This window comes from Klebsiella scottii (assembly GCF_036561945.1).
Classification (GTDB): Bacteria; Pseudomonadota; Gammaproteobacteria; order Enterobacterales; family Enterobacteriaceae; genus Klebsiella; species Klebsiella scottii.
Window position 1 is genome coordinate 1891014 of the sequence record NZ_JARXNI010000020.1, and the last position, 16864, is coordinate 1907877.

The window sequence follows — 16864 nt, forward strand, 5'->3', positions numbered from 1 at the left end:
GTTTTCCCACACGCTCGCCATCGGTAGCCAATAATGTGCGGTGAGCCATGACGTCGCCGGAGCGGTATAGCGATCCGGCGGCAGAGCGGTTGTCGCGCCGGGAATGCATAAGCGGCCTATTTGACGACGGGCAAATCTGCGTAGCGGGTCGTGTAGCCGGGCGATAGCATCTCACGCTTCATCGCCCAGCTTTTTTGAATGCCCTGCCCGGCAAACCACACGCTGCCGCGGCCCGAACGATTGAGGCTATCCACCACCTGCATCAGCGCGGCGCTGTTCGCCTGCGGCTGATATTGATCAAACAAATTAAGCTGCGCCACGCCCTGACTGAAAAAATCACTCAGCATGATGCCGGCTTTCATATAGCGAAAGCCCTCCTTCCACACTCGGTCCAGCGCATGGACAGCGAGGCGAATAATATCCCGGGTATCGTCAGAGGGCGTTGCCAGCCGGCCGCTGGCCTGGGGAGCGTAGAACGCTTCATTTTCGGCATGCGGACTGGTCCGCATAAAGACGCTGACCACGCAGCAGTACTGCTTCTCTGCCCTGAGTTTTTCCGCCGCGCGTTCAGCATAGGCACAAACGGCCTGATGCATATCGCTATATTGGGTGATGCGGTGACTAAATGAACGGCTGCAGATAATCTGCTGTTTGGTCGGCGCAAACTCATCCACCTGCAGGCAGGATTCTCCCCGAAGCTCGCGCACCGTGCGCTCCAGCACGACGTTAAAGTGCTTACGTATCACCCAGGTAGAGCTGTCGGCAAGCTGCAGCGCGTTTTCGATGCCCATCAGCTCCAGTTTTTTCCCGATCCGACGACCCACGCCCCAAACTTCATGCACCGGTACCAGAGAGAGCAGCTTACGCTGGCGATCGCGGTTCGATAATTCGACTACGCCGTCGGTTTTGCGCCACGTTTTAGCCGCGAAATTAGCCAGCTTGGCGAGCGTTTTGGTCGGCGCGATGCCAACCCCAACCGTTAGCCCGGTATGCTTCATGACCCGATCGCGCATTTGATGACCGAATGTCTCAAGCGGCATATAGCTGGAGATACCGGCTAAATTAACAAAAGCCTCATCGATGGAATATATTTCAATCGCCGGCGCCATCTCCGTTAGCGTCGACATGACCCGGTGGCTGAGATCGGCATAAAGCGCATAGTTCGAGCTAAAAACGGACACCTGCAAACGCTGCAGATCGTCTTTAATTTTGAAGTAAGGCGCCCCCATGGGGATGCCCAGCGCCTTTGCCTGCGCCGAGCGTGAAATAATACATCCATCGTTATTTGAGACCACCACCACCGCTTTTCCCTGCAGGTCTGGCCGGAAAACGGTTTCGCAGGAGGCGTAGAAACTGTTGACGTCAACAAGCGCGAACATGTCGGTGTGATTTTAAGGTGAAGGTGACCACGCCGAATATTTGCAGCTCCTCTCCAGGCTGACAGACGATAGGGGAATAGTTGAGGTTGCGCGGCGTGAGCTGAAGGACTGGCCGGGTTTGCAGCTCCTTTACCGTAAACTCGCCGGCAACGGCAGCAATCACAATATCTCCATGTTCTGCGGTCAGCGAGCGATCGACCACCAGCAGGTCGCCATCATCAATCCCGGCGCCCGTCATTGAATCCCCGCTCACCCTGACAAAATAGGTCGCGTTAGGGTGCTTAATGGCCAGCTTGTTCAAATCAAGCGTATCTTCGACATAATCCTGGGCCGGACTGGGGAATCCGCAGGGAACAAGATCGCGAAACAGCGGCACCAAAAACCGCTGCGACAGCTCAACCGGCTTGTAGAACGTCATCATAAACTCACCCGACATAATAACTGTGTTTATATACAGTATTAATAAATCATCCGGGTTAATCAAGCCGCTTATGCCACGTTATCGCGAAGACCTTGAAGTTCTGCAATATTTAAACGGACGCTGCGCTTCGCCATGCCCGGCGGCGCTAAAAATAACGCGTCTCTGGAAATCTAACGCAATTAGTAGCAGGATAGATGCTGCAAGCAGAGCGTTATGGTGGGGTACCATAACCACAAACTATGGCGATTCGTCCGACATACTGAACGGGAGATTCTTATGTACTACACGTTAGGAGATACCACCCTCCACTTTTATCGCTATCAGTGCCGTTTCTACGTTGCCCACTGGGATGGCGGCAACGTAATGACCGACAAGTTCAGGCAGTTCATCGAGTTGATTACTGAAAAAACGGGAATTGACGCGAAGAACGTCGAAGCAGTTGCGCGAGACTATTTCAACAACGTCGATTAAAGGTTGTTTAGTGACGGAATAACCGACCGCCGCTCATTACGTACCAGCCCTACGCTCGTCGGCTGGCGAGGCGGAAAACGTGCGCTGTTCTCCCTCTCGCCTTGACACTGTACAAAAAAACAGTATAACTACTGCCTACAGTTACAGGAGCCGAAGCATGTTTGTAGAACTGGTTTATGATAAAAGAAATTTTGAAGGGTTCGCCGGGGCCAGAGAGACCATTATGGCTGAACTCACGAAACGAATTCACCGCATTTTTCCTGAGGCCGACGTTCGCGTAAAGCCGATGATGACGCTGCCCGCAATCAATACGGATGCCAGCAAGCATGAAAAAGAGCAGATCAGCCGCGCCGTCCAGGAGATGTTTGAAGAAGCGGACATGTGGATGAGCGCAGACGAATAAACCAGGCCGCAGCGCTGATATCAACAGCGGCTTTTTCGGGGACCGGCGTTAGCACTAACCAATACCGTTCCCTGGACATAAATTTCCCCGGTAAATCTTTTCCCCGCCGCCGGCGGTGATTTAAATCATCATCCCCTACTCGTCAGACTTAAACCTGGGCTCCGGCAAAACCGATGGGGTTGTGTCCTCAAAGCGCAGCCAGTGCTGCCAGATATCATGAACCTGCAGCTCAACGAGCCCTTCCTGACGTAAAGCCACCGTAGTCCCTCTCAGCGTCCCACCTTCAGAATCAATCCCGGCCGCGGTAGACGCCTTATCAATTAAATTATCCCATGCTTTACTTTCATCATTAAATGCCGACGCCATTTTTTGTAAACGAAGCGGATCGTCCCTGCTGTCCTGCGCTATTCGTTTCGCGGCCGTCGTCAGATATTTATCTTTTACCCGGCGAAGCTGCGCGAGTTTCTTTGCCATGCACTCATTAATATCGATGGTGGTCTGCTGCGGCATACCAAAACAGCTAATGCTGAAAGTTTCAACGCCATCATTTAAATCACTGCTAGGCTGATTCCTTTCATCTGAAGCCTGAGAAACAAGCGGCAGCATCAATGCCAAAGAAAAAAACATTCCCTGGATAGTACGCAATCCCATGCTGATAACCCGTATAAGACGAAGTGTCTTTCAGATTAACCTAATCCTGGAGGCTGAGAAATGATCCGCTCTTGTCCATAGCCGTTTTTTGCGAACACATTTTGCCGCAAAAATTCACGCCATGAGCGGCAGGTGTGCCGCCAACGGCGCCGATCGACGGCTATTTTTCGCACCTGTGGGCTTTCCTGCAGACAGCAAACCGATGTTTCTAATTTTTTTCAGTTAGTTAGCACATAAAAACTGGGCCAATAAGGCTCGTTGCGGGTCCGAATATCGCAAACTCCCCCTCAGCATTTTCAAGCAAAATACCGCCAATTAATTGAAATATTATGCTAATAAAGCCGAGTTTTATCGACATTAAAATTCAATAACTACTCACAAACGTCATTAAAAAATCTTTTTTATTAGCTATGAAAAATATTTCATTAGGATTTTTCTTAAGGCGAGAGTAAATTTCTTCGCATAAAAGCAAGAATATCCATAAATTTCTCGGGGAATAAATGCGTATGGCGAATTTACTCTTTCTGGCACTGGCGGTCGCACTGCTCCTGATCGCTGTTTTTTCTCTTATTTCGTATATAAGGGATCGCAAGAAACAAAAGTTTACGTTCAAAAAAAGACGCTAACGGCAACAAAGTTAGGGGGACGAGCGCGCGTTTAGCCCCTTTAACCCATGCGGCTGCGTGGCCGCACGGACCGTCCTTGACGGTATCTATTTGAAATATCCTGAATAATCAGAATTATTGCGCTGCCCTATGCCTGGGGAGGCGCAAAATATTATTATTGTGTCACGTCAGGCCATCGTCCCCCGAACGAGTTCTGTTTATTTGCGGAACTATTGCTCAGGTACGCAGTCTGACTACTGTCAGTATTAAACTATCGAGATTGCTGTGACCACACTTATGATCGTTGTAACAACGCTTGCCGTGTTTAGCCTGTTGGCATTGAGCCTGGCAAAAGTTGGAATCGCTGTATCCAATAACCCCGACGAATTCTGATTGCTCTTCGGGTCATCGTCGAACCTCCTGGACCCCGTATCGCTGATTCTACCTACCGCACATCAGCGATTATCGTTTTTCCCTGTCGTTGCTTTCTGCCGCCCTCTCCTTTGGAGAAAGAGCATATTGCGCCTGGCTTACCGCCGTCCGCGCTCAACCCCTCCTCTCTCATGCCGTAACCTGTCCCCCGACTTATCGACCAGGGCCGCTACGGGTGCCGACGCGCTGGCCGGTAAACCTAATCCTTGGTCCGCTTACGCCGATACTTACGCTTAAATTTAAGATCGATGGCGAAAATAACCACGATAACACCAACAAGCCATAACAGGGTGGCACCAGTTTCAGCAACGTTCACAACGTCCCTTTATATCCATTAATTAATGTTATGGGTAACATTAAGAACCATATAAAACCAGTAAGCAATCGTTTTCGTTACAATTGTATTGCAAATAAATGGCGGAATGTCGCATCTGCGGGCGGCAGGTCAGAAATCAGCCGCCGCCGGATGGAATGAAGCTCCGCCAGACGACGATTGACGGTTCGCATTCCCTCTTCTACCAGGCTATATCTTAGACACCTTTATTCGTACAGGAGTGATGATGGTGAGCAAGAAGATTCTGATGCTGGTCGGCGATTACGCCGAAGACTACGAAACGATGGTGCCGTTTCAGGCGCTGCAGATGATTGGTCATCAGGTTGACGCGGTCTGCCCCGATAAAACCAAAGGTGACTATATCATGACGGCGATCCATGATTTTGACGGTGCCCAGACCTACAGCGAAAAACCCGGCCACCGCTTTATTCTTAACGCCGATTTTTCCGCAGCGAAGGAACAAGATTACGACGCGCTGCTGATCCCCGGCGGGCGGGCGCCTGAATATCTGCGGTTGAATGAGGAGGTGCTCAAGCTGGTGCAGGCGTTTGACCGCGCGGGTAAACCTATTGCCGCCGTTTGCCACGGCCCCCAGCTGCTGGCCGCGGCCGGCGTGCTAAAAGGACGAACCTGCAGCGCCTACCCGGCCTGCGCCCCGGAAGTCCGGCTCAGCGGCGGAAATTATGCCGAAATAGGTATCGATCAGGCGCATGTTGACGGCAACCTGGTCACCGCTCCCGCCTGGCCCGCGCACCCGCAGTGGCTGGCGAAATTTGCCGAAGTGCTGCAGCAGCAATAGCTGGCGGAAGATCGTTGGCAGACGGTTATGGCGTGGAGAACCGCGCCATAACCGAATGGCGATGAGATGACGAAACTACGGGTGCTTGACGATATACATTGTCCGGCTATAGGCGACATCTTCCGGGTTGGTAATCGGATAGCCCTTCAGCCACGGCTTGATCAACCGTCCGTTGGTGTACTGATAAATTGGCGCAATAGGCGCTTTGGCCATGATTATCTTTTCCGCCGCGTTGTAATCGTCGTTGCGCGCTTTATCCGAAGTCTCCTGCGCCGCCTGGGCTAAAATCTTGTCATAGGTCGGATCGTTAAAGCGGGAGATATTACCGCTATGGGTCGAGGTCAGCAGCGACAGGAAGGTGGAAGGCTCGTTGTAATCCCCCACCCACGAGGCGCGAATCACGTCGAAATTACCGGTATTTCGGCTATCGATATACGTTTTCCACTCCTGATTCTGTAGCTTGACGTCGACGCCAAGATTCTTCTTCCACATTGACGCCACCGCGATGGCAATCTTCTGGTGGTTTTCCGAGGTGTTATACAGCAGCGTCAGCTGCAGCGGACGGCCTGGACCATAGCCCGCCGCCTGCAGCAGCGCCTTGGCCTGGGCGTTCAGCTCGGCCTGGCTCATGCTCTCCGCCTGCGAAGGCTGCGGCGTAAACCCGGCCGTCACGTCCGGGGTGAAGTGCCAGGCCGGCTTTTCGCCGGTTCCCAGCACTTTTTCCGCCATCAGGCGACGGTCGATGGTCAGGCTCAGCGCCAGGCGCACGCGCTCGTCGGCGGTCGGTCCCTTCTGCGTGTTAAAGGCGTAGTAGTAGGTTCCCAGCTGCGGCGGGGTGTACACCTGTCCCGGAATATCTTTCAGCAATTTTTGGTACAGGTTTTTCGGGAAGGACTCAGTGATATCGATATCCCCGGCCAGGTAGCGCTTGGTCGCCGACGACTCCTGGTTAATCGGCACAAAGGTCACCTGCTGGATAACCGTTTTGCCATTATCCCAATAGTGGCTATTAGGCACGACAACCAGCTTTTCGTTAACCACCCGGTCTTTTAAAACGTAGGCCCCGTTGCCGATAAGACTGCCCGGACGCGTCCAGTTAGCGCCGCTCTCCACGTTCGCTTTCTGTACCGGATAAAACGCAAAGCTGGCCGTCAGATTGCTGAACCACGGCAGCGGTTTATCCAGCTGCACCCGCAGCGTGCGCGCATCCACGGCGGTAACGCCCAGCGTATCCGCCGCGGCCTTACCATCGATAATATTTTGCGCATTTGTTATGCCCGCCAGCGCGGCAAACCAGGCAAAGGGCGACGTCGTTTTCGGGTCGACCAGGCGCTGCCAGCTGTAGACGAAGTCCTGCGCCGTGACCGGACTACCGTCCGACCAGCGGGCGTCATCACGCAGGGTAAAGGTCCAGACCCGGTTATCGTTGCTCTGCCAGCGGGTCGCGACGCCGGGAATAAGATTGCCCTTAGCGTCCTGGTTGACTAAACCTTCAAAAAGATCGCGGATCACCTGAATTTCCGGCAAGCCCACGGCTTTGGCGGGATCTAATGAGGCCGGCTCATCTTTAATGTGCCGTACCAGTACCTGTTTCTCGGCTAAGACGGTACCCGGAGGGACATCCGCCGCCCAGGCCAGAGATGAAACGCTGGCTAACCACAGCGCGCCGCATGTCAATGTGACAGGATACTTCATAAGATCCCCTTTAAAATAAAAAAACCAGAGCTGGCAGAAGGATGATTATTTGTTTCATCACCTGAAATTGCAAACGGCTTGTGATAGAAAATTGACGCGTATTCTGATTTCATCGTCCAGGGAAACTATTTGATTCCGGGGCGGTTTTACACAACACTGCTGAAAATAACCTGCTAACAGGATGCCCTATGCCCGTTTCTCGTCCCCGTACCCAGCGCGGCGCCTTTCCGCCCGGCACCCAGCGCTACGGTCAGTCGCACCTTGGCGCGCCGCTGCTGTGGTTCCCCGCGCCGCTGGCCGATAGCCGCAGCGGCCTGATTCTTGCCGGCACTCACGGCGATGAAAACTCGTCGGTGGTCACCCTCTCCTGCGCGCTCCGAACCCTGAAGCCCGAACTGCGTCGTCATCACGTCGTGCTGGCGGTCAACCCCGACGGCTGCCAGCTGGGGCTGCGCGCCAACGCGCGCGGCGTCGATCTCAATCGCAATTTTCCCGCAGCAAACTGGAAAGAAGGGGAAACGGTCTATCGCTGGAACAGCGCGGCCGAGCAGCGCGACGTCGTACTGCTGACCGGCGAAAAGCCCGGCTCGGAGCCGGAAAGCCAGGCCCTGTGTCAGCTGATCCACCAGATCCACCCGGCGTGGGTGGTCTCGTTTCACGATCCGCTGGCCTGCATTGAGGATCCGGGCCACAGCGAGCTCGGGCGGTGGCTGGCCGACGCGTTCGCCCTGCCGCTGGTCGGCAGCGTGGGCTATGAAACGCCCGGCTCTTTCGGCAGCTGGTGCGCCGATATCGGCCTGCCGTGCATCACCGCAGAGTTTCCGCCGATATCCGCCGACGAGGCCACGGAAACGTACCTGCAGGCGATGATCGACCTGCTACGCTGGCACTCTCAAAGATGAAGAACGCCGGTGCTGAAATGCAGCGCCGGCTCCACGTCAACGGCCAGCCAGGTCGGGCCATCGAGATCGGCGAAACGCGCCAGCGGGGCCAGCGGCAGCGCCGCTGAAATCGCCCGCGAGGTGCAGAGCATACAGCCGAGCATGCGCTCAAAGCCCTGCTGCTCCGCCTCCTGCGCGAGGAAAAGCGCTTCGGTCAGGCCACCGGTTTTATCGAGCTTAATGTTGACCATCTCATAGCGCCCGCGCAGCCGCGGCAGGCTGTCGCGGGTGTGGCAGCTCTCATCCGCGCAGATGGGCAGCGGATGAATAAAATTCTCCAGCGCCTCATCGGCATCCGCCGGCAGCGGCTGTTCCAGCATCGCCACCCCGATATCGGACAGCAGCTGGCAGCGCGCCGCCAGGCCATCGCTGTGCCAGGATTCATTGGCGTCAACAATCAGCGTGGCCTCCGGCACCGCGCTGCGAATGGCGATCAGCCGTTCGCTGATAAGGCGATCGTCCAGCTTGACCTTCAGCAGGCGCGCGCCCTTTTCCCACAGCGCCGCAGCGCTGGCCGCCATTTGCTCCGGCGTACCGATCACCACCGTCTGCGCCGTCACCACCCGGTTCGGCAACGCAATCCCCAGCAGCTGCGGGATGCCTTTGCCCACGCTACGCGCCTGCAGATCCCACAACGCGCAATCGACGGCGTTACGCGCCGCCCCCGCCGGCAGCAGATGCTGAAGCTGCTCGCGGGTCGCGCCGCTTTCCAGCTGCTCGCCGATCGTCAGAATTTGCGCCATCACCGAGGCAATGCTCTCCCCATAGCGCGGGTACGGCGTGCACTCGCCGACGCCTTTAACGCCGTTCTCCTCCACCTCAACGACCACCACCTTCGCCTCGCTACGGCTGCCGCGGGCGATCACAAACGGAGTATGCAGCGGCCAGGCTTCTTCGTACACTCGCAGGTTTCGCATTCCCAGGTTCCTCCAGGGGAAACATTAAATAGGATTTGCCGTGCTGATAACGGATGTCATACACTACCCGTGACGTTAACTATATGTAAACAGGAAGATAAACATGTCACAAACCGTGCATTTCCAGGGCAACCCCGTTGCCGTTCAGGGCACCATTCCGCAGGCAGGCGCTAGCGCGCAGCCGTTTACGCTGGTCGCCAAAGATCTCTCCGACGTCGCGCTGAGCCAGTTCGCCGGCAAACGTAAAGTACTGAATATTTTCCCAAGCATCGATACCGGCGTGTGCGCGGCATCGGTACGTAAATTTAACCAACTGGCATCCGAGCTGAACAACACCGTTGTACTGTGCATCTCAGCCGATCTGCCGTTCGCTCAGTCCCGCTTCTGCGGCGCTGAAGGCCTGAACAACGTCGTAACCCTGTCCACGCTGCGCGCACCGCAGTTCCTGGCTGATTACGGCGTTGCCATTGCTGCTGGCCCGCTGGCCGGTCTGGCCGCTCGCGCAGTGGTCGTTGTTGATGAGAATGACCAGGTTGTTTACAGCCAGCTGGTGAATGAAATCACCGAAGAACCAGACTACGATGCGGCCCTGGCTGCGCTGAAAGCGTAATCAGGCCTCTTCCTCGGATCGCGCACCACGCCCGGCCCGAATGTTCTAAGCCCTCGTTTATCGAGGGCTTTTTTCTTTTCGCGGCGCATTACGGGAAATAAACCGCGCAATCGCCGGACCGGTCAACAGGATGGTGAACAGGCGCAGGGTCTGCATCGCCATGATAAACGACATATCGGCCCGCGTTCCCGCCGCAATAATCGCCACCGTATCCAGGCCGCCGGGACTGGTCGCCAGATAGGCGGTCATAAAATCGAGCGGCAGCACCTGCGTCAGGCCAAACGCCATCAGCGAACAGAGCAAAATCAGGCCGATAATGGAAGCGAGGATCTGCGGCAGGGTCTTCAGCGCCAGCAGAAAAATCGCCCGATTAAATTTTAGCCCAACGCTCCAGCCAATGGCGGCATAAGCCAGCGCCAGCAGCCATTCCGGCAGCTCCAGCATCAGCCAGCCCTCTCCCTGCACCAGCGCCCCCGCCAGCATCGGCAACAGCATCACGCCGGAAGGAAAGCGCATGCGCAGGCCCAGCCAGCCGGCGGCGGCGGTCAACAGCAGCGTCAGCGGCAGCTGCCAGCCGATAGCGGGAAACCAGACGATCTGCTGGTTCATCTCCTGCGCCTCGCCGCCAAGGGCAAAGCGTACCACCAGCGCCGCAGCGCCGGCGACGAACAGCACCCGCAGATACTGCATTAAGGCCACCAGCCGCACGTCGGCGCCGTAATCCTGCGCCATAACCACCATCGCCGAGGCGCCGCCCGGCGAGCTGCCCCACGCGCCGGTTGCCCCGGGCAGCGAGCTGTAGCGCACCAGCAGCCACCCGGCCAGCGCGCTGAAGGCCAGCGTGGCGAAGAGAATAAACAGTACCAGCGGCCAGTGGCCGAGAAGCACGCCAAAGATTGAGGGCGTCAGGGTTTGGGCGATCATGCAGCCAATAATGGCCTGAGCGGCGATAAAAAAGGGCCGAGGCACGCTGATTGTCGCGCCGCGCAGGCTGAAGATGATGCCGGCGATCATCGGGCCCAGCAGCAGCGCCGCGGGCAGGTGCAGCCAGAACAGCACAAACGAGAGCGCGGCGGAGAGGGTCAGGAGTTTCAGCCACGACAGCAGCGGGCCAGGCGAAGTTAACATCTGAATTCCTGGAAAATAAGCCTGCAGCGCGTTCGCCGACGGTCAGCGCCGCCGGCGAACGAGGCTGCTCTATTCTTCACCCTTCTTCTGGCTGAGGCCATACTCGCGCAGCTTATTGGCAATCGCGGTATGAGAAACCCCCAGACGTTTCGCCAGTTTACGGGTGCTCGGGAAGCTACGATAAAGCTGGGTCAGGACGGAACGCTCAAAGCGACGGGTAATATCGTCCAGCGAGCCTTCCATTGCCTCTTCGCCTACCGGCAGCGAAGCGACGTCGCTATCCGGCAGCAGGATATCCTGGGGCCGCATTTCGTAGCCATCAAGCTGCGTCAGCGCACGATAAACCGCGTTCTTCAGCTGGCGAACGTTGCCCGGCCAGCTATAGCGGGTCAGCACCGTACTGAGATCGGCGGAGAGCTTCGGCCGCGGGATCCCCTGCTCATCGGCAAAGCGGGCGACGAACAGTTCAGTCAGCGGAATGACATCCTGCGGGCAGTCGCGCAGCGGCGGTAAATGCAGGGTCAGTACGTTGAGGCGGTAGTAAAGATCTTCGCGGAACAGCCCCTTCTGCACCATCTCCACCAGATTTTTCTGGGTGGCGCAGATCACCCGCACATCGACGTGAACCTCGTGGTCTTCCCCCACCCGGCGGAAGGTGCCGTCGTTAAGGAAACGCAGCAGCTTAGTTTGCATGCGCGGCGACATTTCGCCGATCTCATCCAGCAGCACCGAGCCGCCGTTAGCCTGCTCAAAGAAGCCTTTTTTGCCCTGAATGGCATCGCCAAACAGCTCGCTTTCCACCGCATCTTCCGGGATAGAACCGCAGTTCAGCGCCAGATAGGGTTTGCTTGCCCGCGGGCTGGCGAGGTGGCAGGCGTGCGCCAGAAGATCTTTACCGGTACCCGTGTCGCCGACGATCAGCAGCGGCGCGCTGAGCATCGCCAGCTTGCGGGCCTGCTCAACCACATGGCGCATTTTCGGGCCGACGGCGAGAATCTGGCTGAACGCGCTGGTATCCTGGGTGGTCATGGTCTGCAGCTGACGTCCCATGCGTACGGTGGAACGCAGCATTGCCACCGCGCCGGTCAGCACGCGTTCGCCATGCTCACCTTCGAGGTACACCGGGGTAATCTCCAGCACAAAGTTCTGCCCGCCGATCACCACATGTTCGCTATGCGACTCCAGCGGGCTGCTTTCCAGCCAGCGCTGGACGTTAAAATCGGTAATCAGCTGCGCAACCGGATGATTACGCAGCCGCTCCGGGCTTTGCGCAAACAGCTGGCAGCTGGCGGGGTTCGCCAGCTCGACTTTCCCTTTGGTATCCAAAGAGAGCACCGGTTCCGGCATCGCGACCAGCAGCGCCGACAGCGCAAGATGCTCACGCTCCGACGGCATCCACGGTACGGTACGCACGTCGGTAACGCCGGCGATACGGCGGATTTCCGCCATCAGGCTGCTGAAGTTAGCAAACTCCAGCTCGGCAAAATTAAGATAGATTCGGCCAATAGGGTCGATGTCGATGCCGCGGAGATCGATCCCCCGCAGCACCAGCAAATCGAGCAATTCACGGGTCAGACCAAGACGGTCTTCACAAAAGACTTCAAGACGCATAGGAGTTTTCACCCTAAAAAGGCCAATGACGGATGAATAATAGGACAGTTATTTGCTGGCGTGAAGATAGCTGTCAACAAATATTGACAGTATGGCGGAAAAACGGCCGTTGTGGCGTAAAGGCAGGCGATTAAACGCGAGAATTAGCCGCAGGCCGCCGGGAAGCGACGGCCTGCGGCTAAGCAGATTATTCCGGGCGGGCTTTGCTTTTTTGCAGCGTCTCTTTCAGCTGACCGATCAGCTCGCGGCGGAAATCCCCCAGCCGTGGCTTATCGTCAGCGATCCACGGCAGCGGGCGACACAGCTCCATCGCTTTGATCCCCAGCCGCGCGGTGAGCAGCCCGGCACCGATGCCCTGCGCCGCGCGGGCCGATAGCCTGGCCGCCAGATCCTGCGACATCCAGTCCATACCAACCTCCCGCACCAGCTCGCTGGCGCCGGCGAAGGCAATATTCAGCAGCACCAGACGGAACAGGCGCAGGCGGCTGTAGTAACCCAGCTCGATACCGTACAGCGTGGCAATTCGGTTAATGAGGCGTAAATTACGCCAGGCGATAAACGCCATATCCACCAGCGCCAGCGGGCTGACGGCGATCATCAGCGTCGATTCCGCCGCCGAGCGGCTGATTTCCCGCCGCGCCTGGGCATCCAGTACCGGCTGAACCAGCCGGGCATACAGGCTCACGACTTCACGATCGCTTTGCGTTTCATGGATCGCGGCATACCAGCGCTGGAGAGCCGGATGCGCCTGATCGAGCCCCGCCTGCTGGGCAAGCTTCTCGCAAAACGTCCGCCCTTTTCCTACCGCATGGCTGTGCATCAGATCGCGGGCCTCATCGCGCTCATGGGCGCGCTGGCGCAGACGCCACAGGCGCCGCCATTCGGTGGCAACGGAACCGACGCCCGCGCCAACAATCAGCGCACCGGCCGCACAGCCGCCGAGCGCAATCCAGTCCTGAGTCTGCCATGCGGTCATCGTCCACTGTACGCCCTGCGCCACCACGCTGACGCCAAATATCGCCAGCCCGGCGCTGATCATCCGCCGCCACAGGCTGCGCTTCGGCCGCAGAACCGATTCCACCACCGCTTCCGCCGTGCCCTCTTCGTCTTCTGTCAGCAGGTCGACCCGCGCGGGGGCGAACTTTTCCGCGTCAGCGCCGGCAAACGCGCGCGCAGATTTCAGCGCTTCGGTTTGCTCCGCCTGCAGCGGTCCGTTGAAATCAACGCGCGGTTTTAACGGTTCGCTCATCGCAATTTATCTCCAATCAAAAACTCAAGCGCCGCGTCCAGGCGAATATGCGGCAGCGGCTTATCGACATCCATCACCCGCGGACGAAAATTCTCAAACTGAAAGCCCTGCTGCTGCCAGAATGCCTGGCCCGGCAGGCGCGCCGGCACTTCGCCTGGGTAGATGGTCAGCGGCTGGCCATCGCTCAGCCGATCGCCGCGCAGGGCGGGAATGTTCTCGCCGTTGACCGCAATCAGCCCGCTCTGGGTGGCCTGAATCGACGCCAGCCCCAGGCAGTCCATGCTGATCCCTTCGAATGCCGCATTTTGCCATGCGTCCTGAATCAGCTGCTGCAGCAGCGACACCATATTCGCATGCTGATCGACGGTCACGTGATCGGCCTTGGTCGCCGCAAACAGCAGCTTATCAATCACCGGAGAAAACAGGCGGCGGAACAGCGTCCGCTGGCCGTAGTGAAAGCTTTGCATCAGCTGGGTCAGCGCGAGGCGCATATCGTTGAAGGCCTGCGGCCCGCTGTTCAGCGGCTGCAGGCAGTCCACCAGCACAATCTGGCGGTCAAAGCGCAGAAAATGGTCTTTATAGAAACCCTTAACCACCTTCTCACAGTAATACTTAAAGCGCTCGCGCAGCATGCCGGCGTTGCTGTGCTTGTCCGCCTGGGCCAGCCTGGCTTCGCCGACGGCGTCCACGTCCGGCCAGGGGAAGAACTGCAGCGCCGGCGCGCCGGCCATATCGCCGGGCAGCACGAAGCGCCCCGGCTGAATAAAATGCAGCCCTTCGCGCTTGCAGGCGTGCAGGTAGTCGGTCCAGGCGGCGGCAATGTCCGCCAGCCGGTTCTCATCGGCCGGAGCCAGCGGATCCAGCCCTTCGCACAGCTGACGCCAGCGCGCCGACCACTCCGCGCGCTGGCCCTGCAGCAGCCCGGTCATTTGCCGCGACCAGCCGAGGTAGTCCTGCGCCAGCATAGGTAAATCCAGCAGCCATTCGCCGGGGTAATCGACGATTTCCAGATACAGCGTGGAGGTATCCTTGAAGTGGCGCAGCAGCGACTCGCCGGAGCGATAGCGCAGCGCCAGGCGGATCTCGCTGACGCCGCGGGTCGGCGTCGGCCACATCGGCGGCGAGCCGTAGAGCTGAGCCAGCCCTTCATCATAGGTAAAACGCGGAATGCCTAAGTCGCGCTGCGGGACGCGCTTGACGCCCAGCAGGCGCTCTTCTCTGACCGCACTGAGCAGCGGCAGGCGCGCGCCGGAGTGGATATTCAGCAGCTGGTTGACCAGCGCGGTGATAAACGCGGTCTTGCCGCTGCGGCTTAGGCCGGTGACGGCCAGACGCAGGTGCCGGTCAACGCCACGGTTGACCAGCGCATTGAATTCAGTTTTAAGTCGCTTCATTGCCATCCCATGCTATCCGTGATATTTCAGGCTAGTGCTTTGAAGAAAGTGCTTTAATCATAAGCCATTAGGTGGGGATAAGCCGAGAAGTTATAAAGTGCGGCACTGCGCATCCCCGCCCGTTACTTCATGTTGCGGGTTAAACGGTTTGCCAGGCGGCTGAGCAGCGGCTCAAGAGCAACCGCCAGCAGCATTTTCACCGGCCGACGCGCAACCGACTTGATTGCCCAGCCGGCAACACCCGCCGGGCCATAGCGCAGCGCGGTCAGCAGCACCAGCCGGCCGGCGATTTTCAGACCCGGTTTTACTTTTTGTCCTGCCTGCTGCCATTTGATGTTCATAGGTAACCTCAGGTTAAGCTACAGCTGGCGAAAGCGGCTGCGCAGGGTAAAGGTGTCGGAGGTGACGTAGCGCTCCATTTCCCGCAGGCGCCGCTCGCTGGCCGCTAGCTCGCGATCCGCCTCGGCGAGCAGCTCGCCGCTGGCCGGCACCTTCTCGCCGTACAGCTCGCTTTCCGGCATCGGGTCGAGGGCGAACGTCAGGATAACGTATGCCACCACCACAAAGAAAAAGAGACCAAAAATCATCGCCAGTACGGTTATCAAACGCACCAGCTTCACCGGCACATCAAGGTAGTGCGCGATCCCGGCGCAAACGCCCTTCACCATGCCGCGCTGGGGAATTCGCCACAATTTTTTACTCAAATCGAGTCCGCCCATTATTTGTCTCTCCAGTTTGGATGCTCGGCATCAAGAATATCTTCCAGCGTCTGAATCCGTTCGCGCATGCGCTTTGCGTCATCGGTCAGCTGCAGCAGGCGCTGCTGTTCATTCTGTGACAGGCTGCCGCTGGCAGAGCGATTGTTGTAGTGCAGCCAGAGCCACACCGGCAAAACGAACAGCACAAATAACGTCAGGGGTATGGCAATAAAAAGCGTACTCATGTGTACTCCTTACAGTGAGTGAGCGGCGGCGCGTTACGGCGCCGCGACGCTTCATCCTTCAGACCGGCGGCATCGTCTGCCCCGCTCTCCCGCCGGGCAAAGCTCCCGCGCAGCGCGGCCTGAAGGATTTTGCGTATGTCATTAGTTATTTTGATTCATTTTGCTTTTCAACGCCGCCAGCTGTTCGCTGATTTCGTCGTCGGCCTTCAGGTCGGCAAACTGCTGGTCCAGCGATTTTTGCTTACCGAAGCCGTGGCTTTCCGCTTCCGCCTCCATCTGATCGATGCGGCGTTCGAAGGATTCAAAACGCGCCATTGCTTCATCGATTTTACCGCTGTCCAGCTGGCGACGCACATCGCGGGATGAGCTGGCCGCCTGGTGACGCAGGGTCAGGGCCTGCTGACGAGCGCGCGTTTCGCTGAGCTTGTTCTCCAGCTCGCCGATCTCTTTTTTCATCCGCGCCAGGGTTTCATCAACCAGCTGCGCCTCATTTTCCAGGCTGCCGATAAGGTCGGTCAGCTTCTGTTTTTCCATCAGCGCGGCGCGGGCCAGATCGTCTTTATCTTTACGCAGCGCCAGCTCGGCTTTTTCCTGCCATTCGGCCTGCTGCGCGAGCGCCTGTTCAATGCGGCGGCTCAGCTGTTTCTTTTCCGCCAGCGCACGCGCCGAGGTCGAGCGGACTTCAACCAGCGTATCCTCCATCTCCTGGATCATCAGGCGAACCAGCTTCTGCGGGTCCTCCGCTTTCTCCAGCAGAGAGTTGATGTTGGCGTTCACGATGTCGGCAAAACGAGAAAAAATACCCATAATTTCAATCCTCATAGTTCTGTTATCAGGCATCGGCCTGTGCAGAGGCTAATACAAATAGCATGCCAATTTTT

20 protein-coding genes are annotated in these 16864 nt (G+C 57.5%); 7 read left to right on the plus strand and 13 right to left on the minus strand.

Going from position 1 to position 16864, the window contains the following annotated elements; all coding sequences use genetic code 11:
• Positions 1 to 116 precede the first annotated feature (116 nt).
• Both umuC and umuD read right to left on the minus strand, forming a co-directional pair.
• A complete protein-coding gene (gene umuC / locus QFI97_RS16525) occupies positions 117 to 1379 on the minus strand; it encodes a translesion error-prone DNA polymerase V subunit UmuC (protein WP_346431617.1) in 1263 nt (420 codons plus the stop codon).
• Positions 1363 to 1797 carry a translesion error-prone DNA polymerase V autoproteolytic subunit gene (gene umuD / locus QFI97_RS16530; protein WP_095098126.1) on the minus strand — a complete coding sequence of 145 codons (435 nt, stop codon included), beginning with the start codon at positions 1795 to 1797 and terminating at the stop codon, positions 1363 to 1365. Before umuD ends, umuC begins: the two co-directional genes overlap by 17 nt.
• Before the next feature lie 279 nt (positions 1798 to 2076).
• Here umuD and QFI97_RS16535 point away from each other — a divergent pair, with 279 nt between their 5' ends.
• Together QFI97_RS16535 and QFI97_RS16540 are read left to right on the plus strand one after the other, a co-directional pair.
• A complete protein-coding gene (locus QFI97_RS16535; protein ID WP_076945414.1) occupies positions 2077 to 2271 on the plus strand; it encodes a hypothetical protein in 195 nt (64 codons plus the stop codon).
• Positions 2272 to 2428: 157 nt separating this feature from the next.
• A complete protein-coding gene (locus tag QFI97_RS16540; RefSeq protein ID WP_095097172.1) occupies positions 2429 to 2674 on the plus strand; it encodes a DinI family protein in 246 nt (81 codons plus the stop codon).
• Positions 2675 to 2809: 135 nt separating this feature from the next.
• Here QFI97_RS16540 and QFI97_RS16545 read toward each other — a convergent pair whose 3' ends face one another.
• Positions 2810 to 3325: a hypothetical protein gene (locus QFI97_RS16545; protein ID WP_346431618.1), complete on the minus strand. Its 516-nt coding sequence runs from the start codon at positions 3323 to 3325 to the stop codon at positions 2810 to 2812.
• 506 nt (positions 3326 to 3831) lie between these two features.
• On the opposite strand from QFI97_RS16545, the gene QFI97_RS16550 reads away from it, so the two are divergent.
• The 3 genes from QFI97_RS16550 to QFI97_RS16555 all read left to right on the plus strand — a co-directional run bounded on the left by QFI97_RS16550 (position 3832) and on the right by QFI97_RS16555 (position 5495).
• Entirely contained in the window at positions 3832 to 3951 is a 120-nt protein-coding gene (locus tag QFI97_RS16550; protein ID WP_143350140.1) for a small membrane protein, read from the plus strand.
• A gap of 276 nt (positions 3952 to 4227) precedes the next feature.
• Positions 4228 to 4323 carry a YnaM/YnfT family protein gene (locus tag QFI97_RS23465; protein WP_369125009.1) on the plus strand — a complete coding sequence of 32 codons (96 nt, stop codon included), beginning with the start codon at positions 4228 to 4230 and terminating at the stop codon, positions 4321 to 4323.
• Positions 4324 to 4922: 599 nt separating this feature from the next.
• The gene (locus QFI97_RS16555; RefSeq protein ID WP_346431619.1) at positions 4923 to 5495 is read left to right on the plus strand and encodes a DJ-1/PfpI family protein; all 573 of its coding nucleotides are present in this window, start codon (positions 4923 to 4925) and stop codon (positions 5493 to 5495) included.
• Between the two features lie 75 nt (positions 5496 to 5570).
• On the opposite strand, the gene QFI97_RS16560 is transcribed toward QFI97_RS16555, so the two are convergent.
• A complete protein-coding gene (locus QFI97_RS16560) occupies positions 5571 to 7190 on the minus strand; it encodes a peptide ABC transporter substrate-binding protein (protein WP_346431620.1) in 1620 nt (539 codons plus the stop codon).
• Between the two features lie 188 nt (positions 7191 to 7378).
• Between QFI97_RS16560 and mpaA the strand changes: the two genes are divergently transcribed.
• On the plus strand, positions 7379 to 8092 hold the full coding sequence (gene mpaA / locus QFI97_RS16565) for a murein tripeptide amidase MpaA (RefSeq protein ID WP_346431621.1): 714 nt from the start codon (positions 7379 to 7381) through the stop codon (positions 8090 to 8092).
• Here the strand turns inward: mpaA and ycjG are convergent.
• Complete coding sequence (gene ycjG / locus QFI97_RS16570) at positions 8083 to 9048, minus strand: L-Ala-D/L-Glu epimerase (protein WP_095097155.1); 966 nt, start codon at positions 9046 to 9048, stop codon at positions 8083 to 8085. The two genes, mpaA and ycjG, sit on opposite strands and share 10 nt — an antisense overlap.
• A gap of 103 nt (positions 9049 to 9151) precedes the next feature.
• Here ycjG and tpx point away from each other — a divergent pair, with 103 nt between their 5' ends.
• Positions 9152 to 9658: a thiol peroxidase gene (gene tpx, locus QFI97_RS16575; RefSeq protein WP_095097151.1), complete on the plus strand. Its 507-nt coding sequence runs from the start codon at positions 9152 to 9154 to the stop codon at positions 9656 to 9658.
• 57 nt (positions 9659 to 9715) lie between these two features.
• Here the strand turns inward: tpx and QFI97_RS16580 are convergent, their stop codons facing one another.
• From QFI97_RS16580 to pspA, 8 genes are all read right to left on the minus strand, one after another.
• Positions 9716 to 10786: an AbrB family transcriptional regulator gene (locus tag QFI97_RS16580; protein WP_189339827.1), complete on the minus strand. Its 1071-nt coding sequence runs from the start codon at positions 10784 to 10786 to the stop codon at positions 9716 to 9718.
• Between the two features lie 69 nt (positions 10787 to 10855).
• Positions 10856 to 12397, minus strand: a complete 1542-nt coding sequence (tyrR, locus tag QFI97_RS16585) for a transcriptional regulator TyrR (RefSeq protein ID WP_346431622.1) — start codon at positions 12395 to 12397, stop codon at positions 10856 to 10858.
• Positions 12398 to 12584: 187 nt separating this feature from the next.
• A complete protein-coding gene (locus QFI97_RS16590; protein WP_346431623.1) occupies positions 12585 to 13646 on the minus strand; it encodes a TIGR01620 family protein in 1062 nt (353 codons plus the stop codon).
• The gene (locus QFI97_RS16595) at positions 13643 to 15040 is read right to left on the minus strand and encodes a YcjX family GTP-binding protein (RefSeq protein WP_346431624.1); all 1398 of its coding nucleotides are present in this window, start codon (positions 15038 to 15040) and stop codon (positions 13643 to 13645) included. Before QFI97_RS16595 ends, QFI97_RS16590 begins: the two co-directional genes overlap by 4 nt.
• A gap of 122 nt (positions 15041 to 15162) precedes the next feature.
• Entirely contained in the window at positions 15163 to 15381 is a 219-nt protein-coding gene (pspD, locus tag QFI97_RS16600; RefSeq protein WP_095097140.1) for a phage shock protein PspD, read from the minus strand.
• 18 nt (positions 15382 to 15399) lie between these two features.
• The gene (gene pspC / locus QFI97_RS16605) at positions 15400 to 15759 is read right to left on the minus strand and encodes an envelope stress response membrane protein PspC (RefSeq protein WP_095097137.1); all 360 of its coding nucleotides are present in this window, start codon (positions 15757 to 15759) and stop codon (positions 15400 to 15402) included.
• The gene (gene pspB / locus QFI97_RS16610; protein ID WP_041145218.1) at positions 15759 to 15983 is read right to left on the minus strand and encodes an envelope stress response membrane protein PspB; all 225 of its coding nucleotides are present in this window, start codon (positions 15981 to 15983) and stop codon (positions 15759 to 15761) included. The genes pspC and pspB overlap by 1 nt, the downstream gene beginning before the upstream one ends.
• A 141-nt stretch (positions 15984 to 16124) precedes the next feature.
• Positions 16125 to 16790, minus strand: a complete 666-nt coding sequence (gene pspA, locus QFI97_RS16615) for a phage shock protein PspA (protein ID WP_041147594.1) — start codon at positions 16788 to 16790, stop codon at positions 16125 to 16127.
• Positions 16791 to 16864: the final 74 nt, after the last annotated feature.